Raw genomic sequence first — 21,253 nt, 5'->3', positions numbered from 1 at the left:
TTTAACCACCCAAGTTTTTTATTTCATTATAAATTCTTTTGCAATTTTCTTTATCAACATAATCAAAATATTTCTTTTTCCGTAAACCAATTGCATTTTCTATGATAAAGTCATTCTTTATTATTTCTTCTAATTTTGAAATAAAATGTTGATCTGATTTCACTTGATAACCCGGAAGATCTTTATTCATATCGACATAAGAACCACGATGTATTAAGTAATCTTCTAAATCAAATTGATAAAACATGATAGGTTTATTTTGAAAAGCAAAATCAAAAGCAATACTTGAATAATCTGTAATCAACATTTTTGAGGTTTTAATGAGATCCTGTATATCAACCTCGTCCGGACTTAATATTTCTATATAGTCACTAATTGTTTTAAAGTAACGTGCATATTTTAACATTTCTACATGTAAAACAAATTTAATTTTTACATCATTATCTTGCAACAGCCTATTTAACTGCATATTATTTAGTAACCCGGAATAAATTTTAAAAAATTTTGAGTCAAGAAAATTATCATCAGATTCAATCAGCCATTCTCTCCATGTTGGCATCCACAATATTTCTTTTTTATCCTTATCTTTGGGATTCAAAAAATCAAATCTAGCTAAACCAGTAATCATTACTTGATTTTCTTTAAAGTTCATTTGATTGATCAATATATCCTTCTCTTGTGTTGAAGATACTACAAATTTTTTTATTTTCCCATTGTATGATTTTGAATTAAAAAACAATTTTTTCATAGCTATAATACCATGCTGGAGGTAAATGACAGATTTTTTATTTTCTCTCATTTTAGAATGAAAAAGAGTTGGAATTACATCCCTAATACCATGACTTACTATTAAGTATTTAGATAAATGATATAAATAAAAATGTTTAAAACTATCATATATTACTACTTTTTTACTATACGAACGGAGCTTTTCTATATCATAATTATTATCTTTTGCTACAAAATAAAAATCTTCAGGTATATTTTCTCTATAGCAATATCTAAAAAAGGCTAAACCATTATCCCTTGCTATTTGTCCTAAATTTTCACCAATTAACCATACTTCTTCTTTCTTAAAAGCTCTTGCAAGTTTAGCTGCAAATTTAGCCAATATATTCTTAATTTTCAAATTCCAACTTAAACCTAAGTTACCATTTATCGGTGTTTCTTCTTTCAACTCAACGACTAAATTTTTGTTCTTATTTAAGACAGTTATAGAATAGTCTTTGTCTTTATATTTAATTTCCTTAGCTTGATTCAAAACAGATTCGTCTACAATCATTAAAGGGAATGTGCTTTTCTTATAAACATCTGTTAGAGTCTGGAAATATAGAATATATTTATCTTTACCTAACTTTTCTTTAAGATTCGCGAAGTTAATCTGCACTTCAAAATCTGTTTCATCCTGTTGATTAGTTCTTACTTTTGCAGGAATATTATATTCTTTATTATCTGAACCTAAAAAAATAACAGATCCCTCTGTTAAAGATATCCCTTTTATCTTCCTTATTTTCAAAAACAGATTTTTATTATCAATAACTATTTTAGTAATATATAGGCTGGTACTTTTCCCAACCTTCAACATCAATTTTCTATCTATATTATAAAATGGAAAAACATATATATTTTCTTTATCAGCAAAATTATAAACAGGATATGTTCTTGCAAAGTATTCATTTCCATTTTCTGATACCAAATAATCTGTATAAATATTTCCACCTATTTTATATGTTACTTTTATATTTAGATCTATGTTTATATAATTTCGGATATTTTTTCCAAGACAATCCGAATCAATAACTACGCTTAATTCATTTCCGTTTTGACTAAATGTATTTAATGAATAATTTAGATTTGAATCAAACGCTGAAATTAACTCTACATTTAATGTTTGGTACCCATTATCGTGCATCTTAATTTTGCACAATATTTTAATGTTTTTATCAGTTTTCTCAATTTTATTTATTTCATGAATAGAGTCGATATTATATACAACAAATGATAAATTGTAATCTTTCGTTAAATACGGTCTAATTGACTTAATATTATTTTTAGTAAAAATATACTTTATAGGCGAAACAACCATACTTGACGATCTTTTTTGGGGAAGGTCATAACTTACTTTTAGATTTTTTACTATTTCATTTTGTTCAATTGTTAATATCAAATCATATACACCATTCAAACTAAAATAATCCTGTTTATTTATATCTCCCCTAATCGAAAAAGATCCATCCGCATGAAATATAATATTTTCTAATTCGCTAAAGTATCCGGTCATCCGGTGTTTTACTAAACATCTTCTTAACTGTAAATGTTCAAGCAATTTCTCATCTAAACTATTTAATTTTCCCGAAATAATTATACTATTACCTTCTATTGTTATGTTGTTAATTATTGGTGATACTTTTTTTTCTAAAAATAAATCTTCTGGTTTTATATATATATTTTCTCCTTTTGAATCACTTTTTTCGGGAAAATAACTTAAGAGGTAACCATTAGTATGGACATCAAAAGGAATTCCACTTACTTTTAGTTCATCATTTATTATGCAACCTAATAATAAGTGATATTCTGATATCATTGGGCTAAATGTATCCAAAGGAATAGAAACTTCAAAGTCCTGATGAAATGTATTTATTCTATATTTTTTTACCTCTTCAGTATCTGAATGTATACCTGGTAATGCCAAAAGAAATAAATTTTGTTGACCCTCGAAAGCGTTTTTATTAATAATACCTTTTATTATTAATTCGTTGTCTTCACATTCTACACTAGTAACTTTATCAATAATATTTAATTCTGTTTTTTTATAAAAAGTGATGAGACTAATATCTCTTTCATCATTAAAATAAATATTTAATTTTGCCTTTTCATTATTTTGGGTTGTAAAAAATAACGAGTTTACATAATTTCCATTTTCAGCATTTAAAACATCAATATAAACAATATCTTTATCTATTTGAAACTTTAATTTCAAATGCCATGCTAGACCATTCTCAAGAATTCTTTGTAAGCCAATCGGATCAATTTGAAAAATGATCTCATCCTTTTGCATTTTATATATAGGAAAATGAAGCTCTTTTTCTAAACTTACAAATATTAATGAATTAATATATTTTTGTGCAAAATCTAAGTCACTTTCTTCTATGAAGTCCAATAAAATTTTTATATATAGATTATTTCTCAAATCTATATCAAACGATTTAAGCTTAGGAATAATTCTCAAGTTGTAACAACCCCTTTTTCAATGTACAGGTTATATAAACGTTAACTGATTATGCCTCTTAATAAAACATTATTATTCAGGAATTATTTATATGAAGTTATTATTTTACCAAAAGTATTTTACTACAGAAAATAATATTGCTCAACTTGATATGAATAAATTTTGGTATAAAGCATTTTGCTAGATCGAGACAAGAAGCAGGAGTCCAAACGTCTCAAGCTCATGAACAGTTTCAGCAGCTTAGAGACCGCTGAAAAAATCGTGTATTTGATTTGATCATTCAAAATTTGATTCATCACCACTTTTTGTGATTTTGGCAAAAAAGAAGAAAACACTTACGAAAACCTAGCAATAATATTAGCTACCACACAAACATAAGGAGGTTGTTTTTTGCAAGCAAAAAGTGCAGAAAAATGCAGCGAAATTTACATAGGCTTGCAGTGATTTTTGCATTAATTACCATCTTGTGTTTTTATAGAAGAAAGGGCATTTTTCAATCGGTAACTTTCCCCTGTGAATGCTATGACATGTGCATGATGCACTAGTTTGTCCACAAGTGCAGAGGTTAGTCGATTATCCCCAAATACACGATTCCATTGACCAAATTCAAGGTTAGATGTCACTATAACGCTTTTATGTTCATAACAGTCTGCGATAATATGAAACAATAATTCAGAACCTTGCTTTTGAAAAAGGACGTAGCCCAATTCATCCAATATAAGCAAGTCGCACTTCTCAATTTGGCGTTTTAACCGGTTTAGTGTGCCCTCTTTCAAGGCTTCCTCTAATTGGGCTACTAAATCAGCCTCCCGGAAGAAACGCACTTCATATCCCATTTCACAGGCCTTTACTCCCAATGCTGTTCCTAAGTGCGTTTTCTCTGTGCCCGGTGTCCCTAAAAGTAGTAGGTTTTGCTTTTCCTTGATGAAACGAAGATCGCAAATTTCCTCTTTCGAGGTTGTAGCTGGCAAGTGCAGCTGCTCGGTCCACTCATAGTCCTTAAGCCATTTAAGCTCTCTAAATCTAGCCTTTTTAATCAGTCTAGCAATCTTCGTTGTCTGCCTGGAATTTACTTCAATCAATAATACATCACGCAAAAACTGTTCTTTACTTTCGAACGGAACCTGCTCAAACTCTTCAATAATATGGGCAAGGTGAAGAGTTTTACAAATAGCCTTTAAATTCGCCATTAGGAAACGCCTCCTTCCAAAGAAGGACAAAGCCTTTTATCATAGGCATTCAAATCTGTTTCATAGTTAAGCAGTATCTCGGGTGTATGGGCTTCACTTAGTTTCTCTGGATAAGCTGCTTCTTTCGCTTCCAGGATAAAACCAAGTTCATGTGGAGCCCTTTCAAAACGTTCTTCTGTTTTTAAAACCGCATGAATATCATTTAACGAATATTTTTCTAATAATTTCTTTATCCCCTTGACTCGAGATTTGGTTTCTTCCGATCGTATCGTCAGATACGTTTGAACTCTCTCCGGCAAATACTTAAAAAAACGCGAATACCTTACAGACCGTGGCTTCTTCTCCCAATCCATAAAAATATCATTCCAGGGAATCCTCCTTGTAGTATTCATATAGGGACGGGCTTCTTGGTAAACCACTTTTCCATCGTTCGTATAACAGGTAAATTTATCCCATTCCATCTTGATGAATAAAGTCTGTTTCATTTTCGCTTTGTGGATAACAAACTTTTCACCGTCGACTTCAATTTCCCCGTATTTATTAACCTTTGCGGATTTCACTGAAAAAATCGGAAGATCCGTTAAAGGCAAGGGTTTCAAATACTTTTTATCCTCAATCCACAGCTCCTCAATCAATACATCTTTTTCATAATGTGGACGTTTTCGGTCTTTTTCCATTTCTTCTTTCATCCAAGTCGCTAATTGCGGAAAACTTTCCATTATTGGTTCCGTTGTAAACAAATTATTCCTTGTATAACCAACTTTCTTTTCCACATTGCCTTTCTCATGTCCACTAGACGGGTTACACGGTTGAACTTCAAAGCCATAGTGACATTTAAATCTAATAAAAGAGTCAGTGTATGTTCGCTTGTCCCCTTTACCAATTGAAACAACTGCTACAGCTAAGTTATCAATTCGTAAATAGGTTGGAACTCCCCCCGCCTGATGAAACAGTTGTTTTAATCCTTCTAGGAAACATTCCGTATTTTCACTTGGAAGAGGGTAGGAAAATCCCGCGTTACTCTGTGGAAAACTCATGACAAGTGCCTTTATATCCTTATAGGCTCCATCTTTTACAACAGTCATGTTACCGAAATCCACTTGTGCTTCTCCAGGAGAGAGTTTCTTCAAAACTTTCTCCATCTGCGTATTTCTTAACTGTCCTCCAATTACGGTCAGTCTTTCTTGCAATTTCATTTATTGAAGATTTGCAAAACTAAAAAAAGCAAGATTCCTCCTGTTGCAAGGGATATGAATCTACAGGATCATCAGAAAGCACGCTTAGAAGAGTACCCAGAACTTGCTTGTGCTTATGATTTAAAGGAACTATTTCGAGATTTCTATAAGTTGACCGATTACGATGATGCCCATGATCTTTTAGAAGAATGGATTCAATTAGCACGGAATAGTCCTTACTCATCTTTCCATAAAGTGGCCAACACATTAGAAAAGTGGAAAGCACCCATACTCCAATATTTCATCTCCACACACGAATGTCCGAACAGAAGGAACCAATCATAAAATCAAAAATATAAAACAGAGGGTTTATGGATATCGGAATCTAAAGCGTTTTCGACTTCGTGTATTTTGGGATACGAATGTTGATCAAATTGCTTAAGGGCTCTTCTTCAGCAGCTAGCATGATAGTTGGTAGAAGACAGCCGTCAAGGAAGGCACTTGACTACTCCCATTCTACCAACTTAGTGGTCAGTAAGCTGAAGAAGGAGACGGCCTGATTGACATCTAAATCCAACTAACATGATGCAAGGTTTGTGTACAAATCACAGAAAATGGTGAAGAGACCAAAATTTTAACGAAAAATGAGCAAACGAAAGTTACGAGGATTTGCCGAAGCTCATGAAGACCCTTCAGCGAATATTTGTAGAACGTATTGTTAACCAAATGTTGTAAAGAACAAACAAAATAAGGAGAGTCACCTGTGTGGAGATAACACCCCCTCTCAATTCCAAATCCATATCAGCTGACCTATCGATCTTACATTACACAAAATTCTTGACTCTATGACTCTAGCACAAATCACCGATCAAACTGGTACTATATTGTCATTCCAAATAACTGTTTAACTCAAGTTTGACACCATTTCACTACATGTGGATAACTAAAGGTGATTATACCAATAGTTATCCACTTTTTTTATCGAAAATATAATCATTATGTAGTGTTATGTGGATAACTTTTGTATATCCAATAATATGTAATATATGTTATACTATTAGTGCTATGTATATTCGAATTAATAAGCAAAAAAATAAAAATGGTTCTGTTCGTCAATATCTACAAATATGTCGTACATTTCGTGTAGACAATAAAGTTCGGCAACAAACGCTTTGTAATCTAGGGAGGTTAGAACATTTATTAGAGAATGGCTCTGTCGATAACATAATCGAGGGATTAGCCAAATTTTCAGAGCGTTACTTTGACCGAATTCACGGGCAAGGCTCTTCCTCTTCTGTCTCCGTGCTTTGGACAAAAGAGTTTGGGCCGGTTTATCTGTTCCGAAAGGTATGGGAAAAGTTAGGGCTTGGTCGGCTATTACGTAAAATCATGGATGATTCCGAGGCTGCTTCTCAGTATGACGAAGCCATTTTTGCCATGGTGTTAAACCGTCTCATGGATCCCAATAGTAAGCATTATATCTTCAAACAATGGATCGACACGATTTATGCAGAAGGTCTTTCAGACATCCAACTCCATCACTACTATCGTGCATTAGACTTCTTAAGTGAACAAAAAGAAAAAATTGAGGAACAACTTTATGGACATTTAACCGATTTAACCTCATTAGAAGTAGATATCGTGTTTTACGACACGACAAGCACCTATTTCGAAGGAGAGGAAGCAGACGAACTGCTGGCTCACTATGGTTACTCCAAAGATCATCGTGGAGATCGAAAACAAGTCGTGATTGGCTTATTAATGACCAAAACAGGGATTCCGATTGGGCATCAAGTCTTCCCTGGAAACATGCATGATACGAAGACATTTGGCATGGTGGTTGGAGACCTGAAGAAGCGCTATCCTATTCAGAAAGTCATTCTAGTGGGAGACCGCGGAATGGTTAGTGAAGCCAACTTAGATCAAATTCGTGAACTGGGCATGGAATATATTGTGGGTGTCAAATTACGAAAGTCGAAGAAAGCCCAAGAGCTATTATCCATCCGTGGGCCATATAAGAAGGTTCTCCCGAATCTAAAAGTGAAGTCAAAGAAAATCGATGGCGAAACGTATGTACTCTGTTACAATCCGGACGCTGAAGAACGTGATCGAGCGAGTCGTCAAGTCGTGTTAGAAAACCTTCAATCGAAGCTTGATGAACTCGGTCCATCTGGACTCGTCAAAAACCGTGCGTATTCCAAGTTTTTAACGATAGAAAAAGCATCGGCCAAAATTGATGAAGAGAAGGTATCCAATGACGAAAAGTTTGACGGAAAGTACGCCATTCGGACCAACTCGTCATTAACGGATGAAGAGGCAGCACTTGCCTATAAAGAGTTGTGGAGAGTGGAACAAGCCTTTCGTAACCTGAAGTCGAATCTAGAACTTCGCCCGATGTACCATCGAGTGGAATCTCGTATTCGAGGCCATATCATGGTTTGTTTCCTTGCGCTTGTCATGGAATCCTTTTTGGCCTATAAGCTAAAAGAAATAGGATGCCAAACAAGTGTAAAGGATATTTTGCATGATGTAAGCCAGATGAAGGCCTCGAAAATACGCGTGAATGGTGAAGAGCAAATCGTTCGTACAGAATTACAAGGTCAAGCAAATCTAGCATTTGAAGCACTTGTCACACAAGCGCCTCCTAGAGTATTAGAAAAAAACACGTGCCACTAACAAGTGTAGTGGTACGTGTTGTGGGTAAAGTCCAAAACACCAGTATTTTCGGGCTTTTCTTTAGTGTACTCTGTCAAACTTGAGTTTAAAATTAACTTTTTTTCAAAACAAAAATAAAAAAATTGGATCTTCCAAGAGAGAAGATCCAGATACAAGTTATTTATAAACAGGTATATCCAAAATTAATGTATTTACACCTATTTCTTCATATAACTTATATATATTGTTAACTTGTTTATAAGCCCAGCCTATATCGGTAGCATACTGATGTGTAGCGTATCCCAATTTATCCATTGCTTCTGGATTCCAACGCATTTTATATAATGTGTTTTGACCAGCTTTAATATATTTATTTCCTATAAACGCTGCTCCCCCTACAATCGCCTTATACGGAGTAGTCCAATCATTTTCATAAGCGGTTTTTGCTGCACCATTATACGGATTACTATCTACTGCACCAATACCGTACATGTTATAAACAATTTTACCATTGTACACAAACTTTGCACTTTTTCCATTTCCTGTTTCTAAGATAGCATGAGAAATAAGATACAAATCATTTATATTATTTTTATTCGCAGCATCAACAAAGGCTTGTCCCATACCTTGGAGATCTCCTTTTCCGTTTAAAAACCTATTCAATTGATCCACAGTTGCCCCACTTGGCTTCGATAGATCAAGAAATTGATATCGTTGCTTTTCATCATTTTTAAAATTCGACGGGTCCAAGTAATATTTAACATCTGAATAAGTAGCATTTCTCCATGTGTTATAACTTATTTTATGCCATTGGGCACCCAATTCCAGCACTGTTAATAGCTGTCCCTTTTTTACCTGTCCGTATATATGGCTATTTAAACTCCTGTCAGCACGAACATTCACAAGATCTCCGGTGACTTCTGCGATCTTAGAATTTATAGTGGCCAACGAACTATGGACATATAAATCTTTATTATTATATCTAATCTTATACCATACCGAACTTCCAGAATATGTATCTCCTTTTACATTTTTATCAAGGACCAAAAACGCTGTTCCCTTATCAACTGTTGTATAAATATTATTGTTAGAATCTAACTTTGGTGAAGTTCTAAGTCGTACACCACTTTCAGTAATAGAACCACCTTCATAAATTTTCACAAAATCACTGCTTATATATGCCGGTTCATTCCGGTACTTATCAGTTTGCGGTGAAGCTTTCATTTGTATTTCTACAGCTTTAGTTAAACTAATATTATAAGAAGTGTATTTAATACTTGGTTCATTTGGTTTAACTACCCAATTTGAGTGCAAAAACACTTGCTTTCCATCTAATATTCCGCGGTACCAGATATTGTTTCCTACTTTTTCAGTTTTATTTACATAAAAAATATGATTCTTATATTTAGTCAAGTCATTATATACAATATCCTTGGTTCCGCCCCATGCTTTGCTGTATGCATGGCCAATTCCCTTTACATATAGAGTCTGTTGTTTCATGTCTACACCAACATGACTTCGGACATCTACATCCTCAGCATTTACCCAGCCTACAACGCCGTTTTCACTGCTCGGCTGCCTGCTCATTAGATAAAATGTTTGGCCGTCTAAACTCGCCTCTTTTTTGATATAATAAACGGAATTTGTTAATCCACTGGCGGTAAATGTCGTGTTATATTCACCTATCCTTTTAAAAATTTGAACTTTTTCATTCTTAAAATGGCCAAGTTTACTTGTACTCGATTCTTTTAAAGTATTCACCCAATTTGAATGTAAAAACACTTGCTTTCCGTCTAATATTCCGCGGTACCAGATATTGTTTCCTACTTTTTCAGTTTTATTTACATAAAAAACATGATTCTTATATTTAGTCAAGTCATTATATACAATATCTTTGGTCCCGCCCCATGCTTTGCTGTATGCATGGCCAATTCCCTTTACATATAGAGTCTGTTGTTTCATGTCTACACCAACATGACTTCGGACATCTACATCTTTAGCATTTACCCAGCCTACAACACCGTTTTCACTACTAGGTTGTTTACTAATTAAATAATAAGTGTTATTATGCTCCTTTGCCTCTTTTTTAATATAGTAGACGGAATTCGTTAAACCTTTAGCAGTAAAAGAAGTTTTACTATTACCTATTTCTTTATAAATTCTTACATTTTCGCTCCGCAAATGTCCTAATTTACTAGTATTATAGGTTTCAGCAGATGAAGAAGTAGGTAAGATTGTCAATACGAAAAATACGGCTGTTATAAATGCGATAATATTTCTCATTAAATCCTCCTTTTACTTTAAAATGTCGATATTCCTTAGATGATTTTAAGGTATTAAAAACTTTTCTAATTGCTATAATAACATATTTTCTGATGATGTATAAAAGTTTGTGAAAGCATTTTGCTAGACCAAAAGAAAAAAGGTAGGGTATTCTCTGATTTGACCAACAACACATTCCAGAGAAAGGAGAGCCCTACCTATGTCTAAAAGTATACCGAATGTAGACTGGGTCAATCAACTGGAAAGTGCGATTCGCCAGTTTGTAAAGGAAAAATTAGAACTCATCATGCGTGAAGAAATAAAACATTTCCTCGAAATGGAACAGACTGGAACGTCAAATATGAGAAACGGCTACTATCAGCGAAACCTAGATACGCAATACGGTCGGATTGAAGGGCTTTTAGTCCCAAGAGACCGAAACGGGGAATTTCAAACGCAGTTGTTTCCCCCTTACCAACGCCATACCGGCTGGCTCGAGGAAGCTGTCATCAAGATGTATCAAAGTGGCATGAGTACACGTGAGATTGGCAAGTTTATTGAACGAATTTTAGGAAATGCTTATTCTCCTGCAACGATCAGTCGTATGAAGGAGGACATCGAGAAATGGCATACGCGTCCTCTACAAAAGCGATATTCGGGATGGGTTGTACGTGAAACTTCGTCGAGATACGGTAGAAAAAGAAGTTATTTATGTCGTGTTAGGTGTAAACGAAGAAGGATATCGGGAAATTCTTGATTTTTTCGTAGGAGGAAAGGAAAGCGCCTATGGATGGCAAGAGATTCTTCAACAGCTCTACAAAAGAGGCGTACAAGAAGTGCTTCTGGGCGTATTCGATGGACTACCGGGTCTGGAAGAAGCCTTTAAGGCGGTTTATCCGAAAACCGATGTTCAGCGTTGTGTCGTTCACAAAATCCGTAACACACTCAGCCGTGTTCGAAAAAAAGACCAATTGGAAATGGCAGAAGATCTCAAACTAATTTTTTGCGCACCGAATAAGGAAATAGCGTTACAGATGTTTCAACAGTTTGAGTCAAAATGGTCAAGCAAGTATCCGTGAGAAGTTCAATCTTGGGGAAATGAGTTGGATGTCCTTCTTACCTTTATGAATGATCCAAGCAGGATTCGAAGTGTGATTTTACACGACCAATGCCATCGAACGATCAAGGAGATTCGGAAACGTCTAAAGCCGATGAACAGTTTGAGCAGTTTAGAAGCCGCGGAAAAAGTCATGTATTTGACCATCCAAGACTTTAATGAGAAATGGGCAGGGCGAAAGTTGCGAGGATTTGCCGAAGCTCAGAAGCCCTCCAGCGAATGTTTGAAGAACGTAATGATTAACCAAATAATGTAAATCGATAAGATGAGGGGATCTTCCTTTCCACACAGGAGACTGAATATTCAGTCTCCTGTGTGGAAGAAACAGACCCTCTCCATTCTAAATCCATTTCAGAGATGCCCTATCTATCTTACATTATACAAAATTCTTGACGGTACCTATTTTCTTACTTTTTTAACAAAACAATTGGATTAAAAATTTTAGTCTCATCGACAAGAAAACTATCAAATAGAAGAGGTGTCTCCTGTTATAAGGGCAAAAAATTAAACAATCAACTACTAAAAAGCAAATGCTGTAATTAGTGAACTTGAATTCTTAGCGCCAAAAAAAAGGAATCAAGAAATCTTGATCCCATCAATTTAAGTTATCTTTCGTGTAATTTTTGAATAAAAAAACTGGCATGGAATCTCTGAAGAAAAAATACTAAGTTAGGGTTTACTTAAAACAACACTACCTATTCCTTTTCACTAATCCAATTTCTGCAATTACTTCTATTTTTAACAAGCTAAACAATTAACAAAACATTACATCCCGAAGTATTGATCTAGATGATGCATAGATTCTCAAAAAATAAAGTAGAATTACTTACAAGGTGCTTTAATCATTGAAGTAATTTAACACTAAATCCCTATTCGATACTTCAAAAAGTATAAAGACCGATCCCTTGACTCATTGATAACTATACCACTATTGTGTACATACAAGATTCTCGATTGTATGGCAAAATGTATTTAACATCGATAACCGACTTTAGTAAACATGTTTCAGAATTTTACCGTAAGTTTAATAAATAAAGAATAATAGTTAATAGTTCTCTCTTTGTTAAAAATGCCAAAAATATAAATAAAAAATTTCATAAATTGAAGCAGAATTTACGGCTTTGTCTTTAAATCAGAACTTCTGCAGAATTTTAATTGTAAATTTTCAGGAATTAATTCACTATAAATACTAATATCCATAAAATAAAAATCAAAAAAACACACTTTCCACAACTCTTTTAGAAGCTTCACCGTCTTCCAAATAACAAAATTTATTATAGAACATTTCAAAAGAATGTGGAACTTCAAAATTGTTACGTTCAAAATATTGAATTTGCTGTAGCACCTCATCTGTAGTATATGCCAACGGTCCAGGTGCTTCTTTTTCAATATCAAAATAGAAACCGCGAAGTTTATCCCGATAACTATTGATATCATATACAAAAAAGATGATCGGCCGTTTTAAATTAGCATAATCGAAAAATACGGATGAATAATCAGTGATGAGGAGATCTGAAATTAAATACAAATCACGAATATCTTCATAATCGGATACATCATATGCAAATCCCTCAAAATTACTTAAATCAAGGTTTTCTGCAATTAAATAATGCATTCTTAACAGAATGACATAATCATCCTTTAATTGCTCCTTCAGTTTTCCTAAATCAAGAGCTAAATCAAATTTATATTTTCCAACTTGGTAAAACTGATCGTCGCGCCATGTAGGAGCGTAGAGAATCACTTTTTTCTTTACTGGAATATCCAGTTTTTTCTTTAATTGATCAATTATTTGCTTTGTGTTATGTGTATACAAAAAATCATTCCTTGGATATCCTGTTTCTAAAATTGTTTTTTCAAATTTAAAAGCCCGTGCAAATATTTCGGTTGAATATTGATTAGGTGAAATTAAGTAATCCCATCGTTTTGCTGCATTGGTGAAATTTCGCTTATATTTTTCAGTATTCGTTCCTGGCATATGGACTTCTTCCATATCATTTGCCAGCTTTTTCAACGGTGTGCCATGCCAAGTTTGTAAGTATATTGTATGCTTTGGCTTCGGGATCCAAAGCGGAAGCCGGGTGTTGAAAACCCAATATTCCGCCCTAGCCATTGCAATCAACCATTTTAGAGAAAAACGTTTAAGATAAGGCACTTTTTTTTCTACAAAAACATCTGTATACCCTTTCTGTACACTCCAAACCATTTTGAATTCCGGATGATGCTTCTGCAAATACTCATAGATTGCCCTGGGATTGCAGCTATATTGTTTTCCTAAGTAGCTTTCAAAGATAATAAAATTTTTTTTAACTGGCAGTTTAGAAATAACTATAAAGATCCATTTGTATATCTTTAACGCGATTGACTTAACCTTGAATTTCTTTACCAATCCCATGAATTTTTGATTCATAACTTACACCCTTATACATAAAATAATCCGATTGAAACAGTTCCCTAATTAACCTTTCACTAGATTTTCCATCCGAATATTGATTCCATTTTTTCGAAAACTCAACAATGCTTTCAATATTATAGTCGCCTTTCTTAATATGCTGAATAATTTCATCCGTGTTATAGACTATCGGCCCCGGAACTTCTTTTTTATAATTTTCTATAATACCCCTTGTATGGCTATATTGATCAAAATCATAAACAAAGAACAACATAGGCCGTTGAAGTAATGAAAACTCAAAAGGCACCGAAGAATAATCAGTAATTAATATATCCGTAATAATTAGCAATTCATTGATATTGTCATATTCAGACAAATCATAAACAAAACCATTATAGATTGATTCTAAATTTTTCGCCTGCTTGCGAACAGCAGGATGCAATTTTATGATGATTATATATTCATCGCATAAAGCATCGTACATTTTTTTAAAATCTAACTGAATCCGAAAATTTTCTATTAAATTATCTCGATATGTCGGAGCATATAAGATTACTTTTTTATTTTTCATTGTCGGAAAACGAGAAAACCAATAGTCTCGAATCTCTTTTTTGCTTTTTAAGTCAAAAAAAAGGTCGGTACGCGGAACCCCTGTTTTTAAAATCCGATCAGGGGTAAGATTAAATGACTCCATAAAAATTTTGGCCATCTCATTCGAACCGACAACAACTTTATGAAATTTTTCATACACTTTTAAAAATCTTTTTTGAGCTCTTTTGGATCGCTTTTTAATAGATAAATCTTTTAAACCGAACTGTTTTAAGGCTCCTGCAGCATGCCATAATTGGATGCATTGAACTTCTTTTTTAAACGAAACAGCCGATAGGAAACCGTAGTAGTTGTCAATAAATATATATTTTGAAGTAGCGAGATGGTAAATCGATTGAATCATGTCTATGACATTCGCCGTTTCAAAAGATAAAACAGGTTCATCGACTTCTTTTAAAAAATCAGTTTTTTGTTTTGCTAAAAAAATTACATCTGCATTCACATTTTGTTTCCGTAAAGCCCTATAAACATATAACGAATTGTCACCAAAAGAAACAACAAATGTCACTTTATTTTTTAGTGGAAAAAGTTTAAAAATTTGAAAAAAAACTTTAAAAACAACTAAGTAAAGCCAAATAGCCAATTCCCTAACCATTTTTTATCATTAAATCCTTTTTAATTCTAGTTGTCGAAATGCCAATTGTTCTTGGTAAATATATTACTTGGCAGTAATCTTTCAAAAAATCAAAATGTCCTTTCCAGTCATCGCCCATTACAAAAATATCCACATCATGTTCTTGGATGTCACGAACTTTTTGATCCCAAGATTCTTCAGGAATAACTTCATCGACATATCGAATTGACTCAAGGATTAATTTTCTATTTTCATATGAATGATAAGATTTTTTCATTTTTTGCTCATTAAACTCATCTGTTGAAAGACCGACAATTAAATAATCCCCAAGTTCTTTCGCTCTTTTTAATAGATTGATATGACCCCAATGCAGCAAATCAAATGTTCCATAAGTAATAACTTTTTTCACCTTTATCCCTCCTCCTATTTAAGGAAAGTATCCAAAGAACCATTCATATTTATATAATTCTGCTATATTATCATAATAAACAAAAAAATCCACAAAGGATTTACATTTAATTTACATTATTATAACTTTTTAATACAACATTAATCAAATTTAATTTTTACATTACAAATGGACAGTCAAATCAAAATAAAAAGCCTTTCATTTTTTTGCACATCATCCATTATAAGCCTTAACAAATTTAATTTCAAACTGATATTTTAACATAGACGAGATGCTATCCATTGAAAAAAGTCTTCCTGCAGGAATTACCCTTTTTGAAAAATTGGTTGTTAAATAATCTCAAATGGATTCGGCTTTATATCTTCAAAACCAAAATAATACAGAATCCCCTTTACAATTCGTTCTGATGCCTTGCCGTCTCCGTAAGGATTGGATGCTTGCGACATTTTCTGGTATACCTTTTCGTCTGTAAGCAGTTGTTTAGCTAATTGATATATTTGTTCTTCATCAGTACCGGCAAGCTTCAAGGTTCCTGCTTCAATTCCTTCAGGTCGTTCAGTTGTATCGCGGAGAACTAAAACAGGTACACCTAAAGACGGAGCCTCTTCCTGCACGCCGCCGGAGTCTGTCAGGATAATATGGGAACGGGCGGCAAAATTGTGAAAGTCCAAAACTCCCAGTGGTTCAATTAAATGAATCCTGCTGTCATTTCCGAGAATTTCAACTGCTACCTCGCGAACAGCCGGATTAAGGTGAACAGGGTAAACAACCTGGATATCAGCAAATTCTTTTACTAATCTTTTAATGGCCCGGAACATACTTCTCATCGGATGCCCTAAGTTTTCGCGTCGGTGTGCAGTAAGCAGTATCATTCGGTCATTTCCAATTTCATCAAAAATTTCGTGGTGATAATCATCTGTTACTGTTGTTTTTAAAGCATCTATTGCCGTATTGCCTGTTATAAAAATCGAATCTTCCGGCTTATTCTCTTTTATTAAATTTTCAAATGCTTTCTTAGTGGGAGCAAAATGCAAATCCGCCAAAATTCCTGTTAATTGGCGGTTCATTTCCTCTGGAAATGGAGAAAATTTATTATTAGTGCGAAGCCCCGCCTCCACATGGCCAACGGCAATCTGGTTATAAAACGCAGCTAAACTAGCAATAAATGTTGTCGTGGTATCTCCATGAACAAGAACAATGTCAGGCTTTACTTTTTTCATTATGCCATCTAAGCCTTCTAATCCTCTTGTCGTAATATCAACTAACGTTTGCCGATCCCTCATAATATTCAAATCATAATCCGGAACGATACCGAAAACATCCAATACTTGATCAAGCATTTGGCGATGTTGTGCCGTAACGGTTACAAATGACTCGATTTTGTCTGTATGTTTTTTGAGTTCCAGCACTAACGGAGACATTTTTATTGCTTCAGGTCTAGTTCCAAAAATCGTCATTACTTTAATTTTTTTCAAGAACATCACCTTCACAAATTTTTTTCGAACATAATATATCTTAACATTTTTAATAAAACTCATTAGCATTGCATAAATATAGTTAGAATTTTCTGTTAATTAATTTTTGTGAACTTGTGCCAAAAAGACAAAACCTAAAGAAAGGTGGCACTGCCCATTTGGTAAATATATACAGTTAAACCAGAGCGACAACGACAAAAGGGAGATTATGGACTGGCTCGCCCATCAAATTTTCGCAACCAAACATAAGCTGGTTTCCACAGAGCTCTCTTTAACCAACGAGTAATTCGAAGTAGGGATTTCTTACTTTTCATCTCCAATTGAATGAGAACATGTAAGCAATACGTGATCAGGGCTAAGAAAATTTGATTTTGAATAGCTGTTTCACTCATTCCATAAAAGTGCTTAATTTCTACGTGTTGCTTGAGCCATTTGAAAAAGAGTTCAATAGCCCAGCGAGATCGGTAAATATCACTTATCTCTTCTGGTTTTAAATCAAATCGGTTGGTGATGAAACGAAGTAAGTTCCCTTTTGTGTCCATAACTTCTAGTAGACGAAAGACATTTTCAGTACGATTTTGTGTGGTACCAATGTAGACCATTTTATCGGATAGAACGTGACAATCATCAGGAAGTGAAAATGTATAGACTTCACGAATGACTGCGTTTTTCTTCAGTCTTGAAACGAAGAAATAGCCATCATCTGTCATCCGATCAAAACGTTCATAGTCCACATAACCGCGGTCAAACACATACATGGCTTCTTGATCATCCACTAGGACTTCGAGTTGATTTCGGTCATGTTCTTTTGCTGTCGTAATCACTGCTTTTTCAGGATAGACGGTGTCTTTATCCATGAAAACAAGCCGTAAGTGTAGCTTTACACCAGCTTTTGTTTTCCGGAATTTTGCCCATTTATAATGGGTCAAGTTCAACGGGAGTGTACTTGAATCAATGATTTTCAGTGGCATATTCTTTCCGTTTTTATAATGGTACCGTTGAATTTTCCAAACAAGATCCAAGAACAAATTTGCAAGAATGAGTGGGTGGATCTGATTGTTTTTTCGGGATAGCTGAGAGGCACTTATCGATTCAAATCCGAGTGCTTTTTGAAGATCTTCGTCTACAAGTGCATCACTCATTTCCTCTAAGCTCTTAAATTCGAGCAGCTGGGCTACCAATAAAAGTTTAATATAGGCTTCTGTTGTCAGCTTTTTTGTGTAATAGTCCTGTTTCAATTCTTTGACTTGTTCGCTAAGTTTTTGAATATTTATGGGTGAAACCCATTTACCAAATGATGAAATTAGTGTATTCTTGTCCATAATGGTTATCCTTTACGATTGGATTTGGGCAGGAACCACCTGTACTTCCATTGTAAAGGTTTTTTTTGTTTCGAAATCAATAAAAAATTGAACATTCTTAGTATTTTGAATCATCAGATTTAATTACTGCAATGCTAGTGAATAAAACTGATTTGTAAATTTCTTGAGATTCCCTTATTTTTTACCTAATATTTCCGTTTTCTAATCGAATATTCCAAAAAGTCCTCCTTTAGTTCATCTCGGCTTAGAATAGAGAATAAAGGATACAATTGCCTCAGGGTAACCAAGTTAGTCGGTGATGCTCTAGCAGAATAGCGAACATCTCGCTGCCGATAAATGTTTTGATTCATAAATTTGATTCATAAAGTTGACCCTTTCGACTCATTGGCGAAGCTTAGGATCTGTCGCACAATTTGGAGCAAATCCTATATTTTTCTATACAAATTTAAAAATGTTCTCCAACCTCTCGTTTTTCTCTGCATATGCCGATAAGAATTCAAAGGCAGCCAGCTTCCTATGGAATGCTTGTCAACACACAATTCGCAGTATTTCTTTTGACTATGTCTTAGTTGCCGCAAAAAAAAATGTGCCTAAATCGACAGTAGACAGGGATGAAGCTTTTTTTATTTAGCACAATCCTCACTATTGTTTCATATATTATGAACCGACAGCTAGCAACACTATGGAAACAACAACTAAAAAATGACAGCGTTTTGCCTTGACGTTGATCTTTGTCTAAGCTACCATTCTCAACAAAAAAATCGACAAAATCACTATTTCCCGGAAAATGTTATATTATATACTTCCTTCCGAAAAAATTTATCATTAATCCGCAGCGACAAAATATTTAATTAAATACTCTCCCCATACCTGATTTCCTTTTTCGCTCGGTTTGGATCGGTCTTCTGTAACGTATTGCTTCAATTGCTCGTCTTCCTTATCCGGCCAATTTTCCCAATGGTTTAAATATGTAAAATGGTTTTCTTCGGCATATTGTTTGAGCGCATCTACTTCCTTAGGATAAAATTTTGCACCAAAGAGCGGGTGTGCAGGCTGCAGCATAATCGATACGTCAGGATTTGCTTCTTGAATTTTCCGCAAGATGTCCGTAATGTTGCTTAGAGTATTGTCAATGCCGACAACGCCGTTATCATTCAAAATAAACGGCTCGAAAAGGAGGATGTCAGGTTTTTTGTCTGCAATTTTTTTATATAATTTTTTATTCAATACACTATGCGTTGTCTCCTCGGCATCGGAAACAATCGAGATGTTAAAGAGCTCATCTCCATATGCAGAAAGAAGCTCCTTTTTCAGTTTTTCCGGCCACCCATTTTGATCGGAAGGAACTGATTCAGATCCCCAAATTACAAAGTTCAATTGTTTCTCTTCTTTTAATGCTGTTTTGATTTTTTTCTGAACATCCTCCGGTAAATTTTTGGCGTAGTCCTCTCGTGTATCATTTTGTTTACTATTGTCTTCCTTTATATTTTCTGCAGATGATTCCACAGAAGCAGCTGTCGGTTTTGAAATTTTCTGTTTCCAATAAAAATGGCCGACAATAATTGACGCTATACATAAAACGACAACATTACTAACAATAATCCTTTTTTTCACAGATAATCCTCCAAACGACAAATTTCTCACTTTATTATAGCGGAAAATGCCCTGCCGTTCCATGCTGTCAATTCATTTTTTCAAGCGGTGCTGACAAGTGTATACGAAAATATTTTCCTCACAAATATATTGTCTTAATAGAATTGGAAACTTATAATCAGATTAGATAAATTTAGTAATGAGGGATGAAATTATGAGATCAGATAGACAGAGAAAAAAGAGAAAGAAATGGCTCTGGATTTTGTTATCAGTCATTGTAGTTTTCATTATTGCCACGGGATCCTATGCCTTTTACATTTGGAACAAAGCACAATCGACCATTGCCAACATTCAAGAAAACATCGGGCGGGATAAATCAGACAAACGCGATCAGAAAGTCAACTTTAAAAATCGCGATCCTATTTCCATATTGCTGATGGGTGTTGATGAAAGAAAAGGAGACCGAGGACGGTCTGATTCGCTCATTTTGATGACAGTCAATCCAAAAGAACAGTCAATGGAAATGGTCAGCATTCCCCGCGATACAAGAACAGAAATTGTCGGAAAAGGCATTCAAGACAAAATTAACCACGCCTATGCTTTCGGCGGAACAGAAATGGCTATTAAAACGGTTGAAAATTTCTTAGATGTGCCGGTTGATTATTTTGTCAAAGTGAATATGGAAAGCTTTCGCGATATTGTCGATGCAGTCGGCGGTGTGACGGTTGAAAATGATTTAGATTTCACTTATGAGGGCTACCATTTTGAAAAAGGAACCATTCACTTGGATGGCAAAAAAGCTCTTGCGTATTCAAGAATGCGATATGATGATCCAAGGGGCGATTTCGGCCGCCAGGAAAGGCAGCGGCAAATTATTGAGGCGGTTATTGAAAAGGGAGCAAGCATTACATCCATTACAAAATTTGGAGAAATGTTTAAAGTCATTGAAAACAATGTAAAAACAAATCTTACATTTGATGAAATGTGGGCAATTCAAGAAAATTACAAAGATGCCCGAAAAAATGTCATTCAGCATCAAATAAAAGGGAGCGGGAAAAAAATTAACGGCATTTACTACTATATTGTGCCTGAAGATGAACGTCTTTCCCTTTCCAACGAGCTGAAAAAACATTTGGAATTAAAGAAGGAAACCGCTGAAAAATAAAAAATAGTGCGGCAGTTCACCATTCGATCGCATTTTTATAAGAACTGCCGCCATTCCCTATAATAAAAAATCCCCGCAAGCCTAGA

At 34.5% G+C, this 21,253-nt stretch carries 13 protein-coding genes and 2 pseudogenes; 5 read left to right on the top strand and 10 right to left on the bottom strand.

The features are described from left to right. Position 1: 1 nt before the first annotated feature. The 3 genes from NSU02_RS03275 to NSU02_RS03265 form a co-directional block, all read right to left on the bottom strand. Positions 2-3,229, bottom strand: coding sequence for a CDP-glycerol glycerophosphotransferase family protein (locus tag NSU02_RS03275; protein WP_339194210.1), 3,228 nt, complete (start codon positions 3,227-3,229; stop codon positions 2-4). Between the two features lie 452 nt (positions 3,230-3,681). Continuing rightward, positions 3,682-4,419 carry an IS21-like element helper ATPase IstB gene (gene istB / locus NSU02_RS03270; protein WP_339194209.1) on the bottom strand — a complete coding sequence of 246 codons (738 nt, stop codon included), beginning with the start codon at positions 4,417-4,419 and terminating at the stop codon, positions 3,682-3,684. Beyond that, entirely contained in the window at positions 4,419-5,561 is a 1,143-nt protein-coding gene (locus NSU02_RS03265; RefSeq protein ID WP_339194208.1) for an IS21 family transposase, read from the bottom strand. The genes istB and NSU02_RS03265 overlap by 1 nt, the downstream gene beginning before the upstream one ends. A 108-nt stretch (positions 5,562-5,669) precedes the next feature. On the opposite strand from NSU02_RS03265, the gene NSU02_RS03260 reads away from it, so the two are divergent. The 3 genes from NSU02_RS03260 to NSU02_RS03250 all read left to right on the top strand — a co-directional run bounded on the left by NSU02_RS03260 (position 5,670) and on the right by NSU02_RS03250 (position 8,270). Next, positions 5,670-5,939 (top strand): transposase, encoded by a 270-nt coding sequence (locus NSU02_RS03260; protein WP_339194207.1) that lies wholly within the window; start codon positions 5,670-5,672, stop codon positions 5,937-5,939. Beyond that, positions 5,893-6,036 carry a transposase gene (locus tag NSU02_RS03255; RefSeq protein WP_339195654.1) on the top strand — a complete coding sequence of 48 codons (144 nt, stop codon included), beginning with the start codon at positions 5,893-5,895 and terminating at the stop codon, positions 6,034-6,036. The genes NSU02_RS03260 and NSU02_RS03255 overlap by 47 nt, the downstream gene beginning before the upstream one ends. 623 nt (positions 6,037-6,659) lie before the next feature. Continuing rightward, positions 6,660-8,270 (top strand): IS1634 family transposase, encoded by a 1,611-nt coding sequence (locus NSU02_RS03250; RefSeq protein WP_339192846.1) that lies wholly within the window; start codon positions 6,660-6,662, stop codon positions 8,268-8,270. Positions 8,271-8,426: 156 nt separating this feature from the next. Here NSU02_RS03250 and NSU02_RS03245 read toward each other — a convergent pair whose 3' ends face one another. Continuing rightward, positions 8,427-10,532: an N-acetylglucosaminidase gene (locus tag NSU02_RS03245; protein WP_339194206.1), complete on the bottom strand. Its 2,106-nt coding sequence runs from the start codon at positions 10,530-10,532 to the stop codon at positions 8,427-8,429. A gap of 199 nt (positions 10,533-10,731) precedes the next feature. Here NSU02_RS03245 and NSU02_RS03240 point away from each other — a divergent pair. After that, positions 10,732-11,871: pseudogene (locus NSU02_RS03240) on the top strand (IS256 family transposase). 967 nt (positions 11,872-12,838) lie between these two features. On the opposite strand, the pseudogene NSU02_RS03235 reads toward NSU02_RS03240, so the two are convergent. The 6 genes and pseudogenes from NSU02_RS03235 to NSU02_RS03210 all read right to left on the bottom strand — a co-directional run. Continuing rightward, positions 12,839-14,032 (bottom strand): annotated as a pseudogene (locus tag NSU02_RS03235) (CDP-glycerol glycerophosphotransferase family protein); the annotation flags it as partial. After that, positions 13,995-15,224 (bottom strand): CDP-glycerol glycerophosphotransferase family protein, encoded by a 1,230-nt coding sequence (locus NSU02_RS03230; protein WP_339194204.1) that lies wholly within the window; start codon positions 15,222-15,224, stop codon positions 13,995-13,997. The pseudogene NSU02_RS03235 and the gene NSU02_RS03230, both read right to left, overlap by 38 nt. Next, positions 15,217-15,612, bottom strand: a complete 396-nt coding sequence (tagD, locus tag NSU02_RS03225; protein WP_339194202.1) for a glycerol-3-phosphate cytidylyltransferase — start codon at positions 15,610-15,612, stop codon at positions 15,217-15,219. Before tagD ends, NSU02_RS03230 begins: the two co-directional genes overlap by 8 nt. Before the next feature lie 329 nt (positions 15,613-15,941). Then, positions 15,942-17,093 carry a UDP-N-acetylglucosamine 2-epimerase (non-hydrolyzing) gene (wecB, locus tag NSU02_RS03220; RefSeq protein WP_339194200.1) on the bottom strand — a complete coding sequence of 384 codons (1,152 nt, stop codon included), beginning with the start codon at positions 17,091-17,093 and terminating at the stop codon, positions 15,942-15,944. 200 nt (positions 17,094-17,293) lie between these two features. After that, entirely contained in the window at positions 17,294-18,409 is a 1,116-nt protein-coding gene (locus NSU02_RS03215; RefSeq protein ID WP_003352762.1) for an IS4 family transposase, read from the bottom strand. A gap of 825 nt (positions 18,410-19,234) precedes the next feature. Further along, entirely contained in the window at positions 19,235-20,023 is a 789-nt protein-coding gene (locus tag NSU02_RS03210; protein WP_339194199.1) for an SGNH/GDSL hydrolase family protein, read from the bottom strand. Positions 20,024-20,216: 193 nt separating this feature from the next. Here NSU02_RS03210 and NSU02_RS03205 point away from each other — a divergent pair, with 193 nt between their 5' ends. Beyond that, the gene (locus tag NSU02_RS03205; protein WP_339194198.1) at positions 20,217-21,167 is read left to right on the top strand and encodes a LytR family transcriptional regulator; all 951 of its coding nucleotides are present in this window, start codon (positions 20,217-20,219) and stop codon (positions 21,165-21,167) included. Positions 21,168-21,253: the final 86 nt, after the last annotated feature.

Origin of the sequence: Aeribacillus sp. FSL W8-0870 (assembly GCF_037963755.1) — a bacterium.
GTDB lineage: Bacteria > Bacillota > Bacilli > Bacillales > Aeribacillaceae > Aeribacillus > Aeribacillus composti.
The sequence above is the reverse complement of the archived record's forward strand: the minus strand, read 5'-3'. Positions and strand labels throughout refer to the sequence as shown.

What these genes read in the sequence shown, in the direction of transcription:
- NSU02_RS03260 (WP_339194207.1), top strand. Translation starts at nt 5,670, where the DNA reads ATGAATCTACAGGATCATCAGAAAGCACGCTTAGAAGAGTACCCAGAA.
- NSU02_RS03205 (WP_339194198.1), top strand. Translation starts at nt 20,217, where the DNA reads ATGAGATCAGATAGACAGAGAAAAAAGAGAAAGAAATGGCTCTGGATT.
- NSU02_RS03230 (WP_339194204.1), bottom strand. Translation starts at nt 15,224, where the DNA reads ATGGTTAGGGAATTGGCTATTTGGCTTTACTTAGTTGTTTTTAAAGTT.
- wecB (WP_339194200.1), bottom strand. Translation starts at nt 17,093, where the DNA reads ATGTTCTTGAAAAAAATTAAAGTAATGACGATTTTTGGAACTAGACCT.
- NSU02_RS03250 (WP_339192846.1), top strand. Translation starts at nt 6,660, where the DNA reads ATGTATATTCGAATTAATAAGCAAAAAAATAAAAATGGTTCTGTTCGT.
- istB (WP_339194209.1), bottom strand. Translation starts at nt 4,419, where the DNA reads ATGGCGAATTTAAAGGCTATTTGTAAAACTCTTCACCTTGCCCATATT.
- NSU02_RS03245 (WP_339194206.1), bottom strand. Translation starts at nt 10,532, where the DNA reads ATGAGAAATATTATCGCATTTATAACAGCCGTATTTTTCGTATTGACA.
- NSU02_RS03265 (WP_339194208.1), bottom strand. Translation starts at nt 5,561, where the DNA reads ATGGAGAAAGTTTTGAAGAAACTCTCTCCTGGAGAAGCACAAGTGGAT.
- NSU02_RS03215 (WP_003352762.1), bottom strand. Translation starts at nt 18,409, where the DNA reads ATGGACAAGAATACACTAATTTCATCATTTGGTAAATGGGTTTCACCC.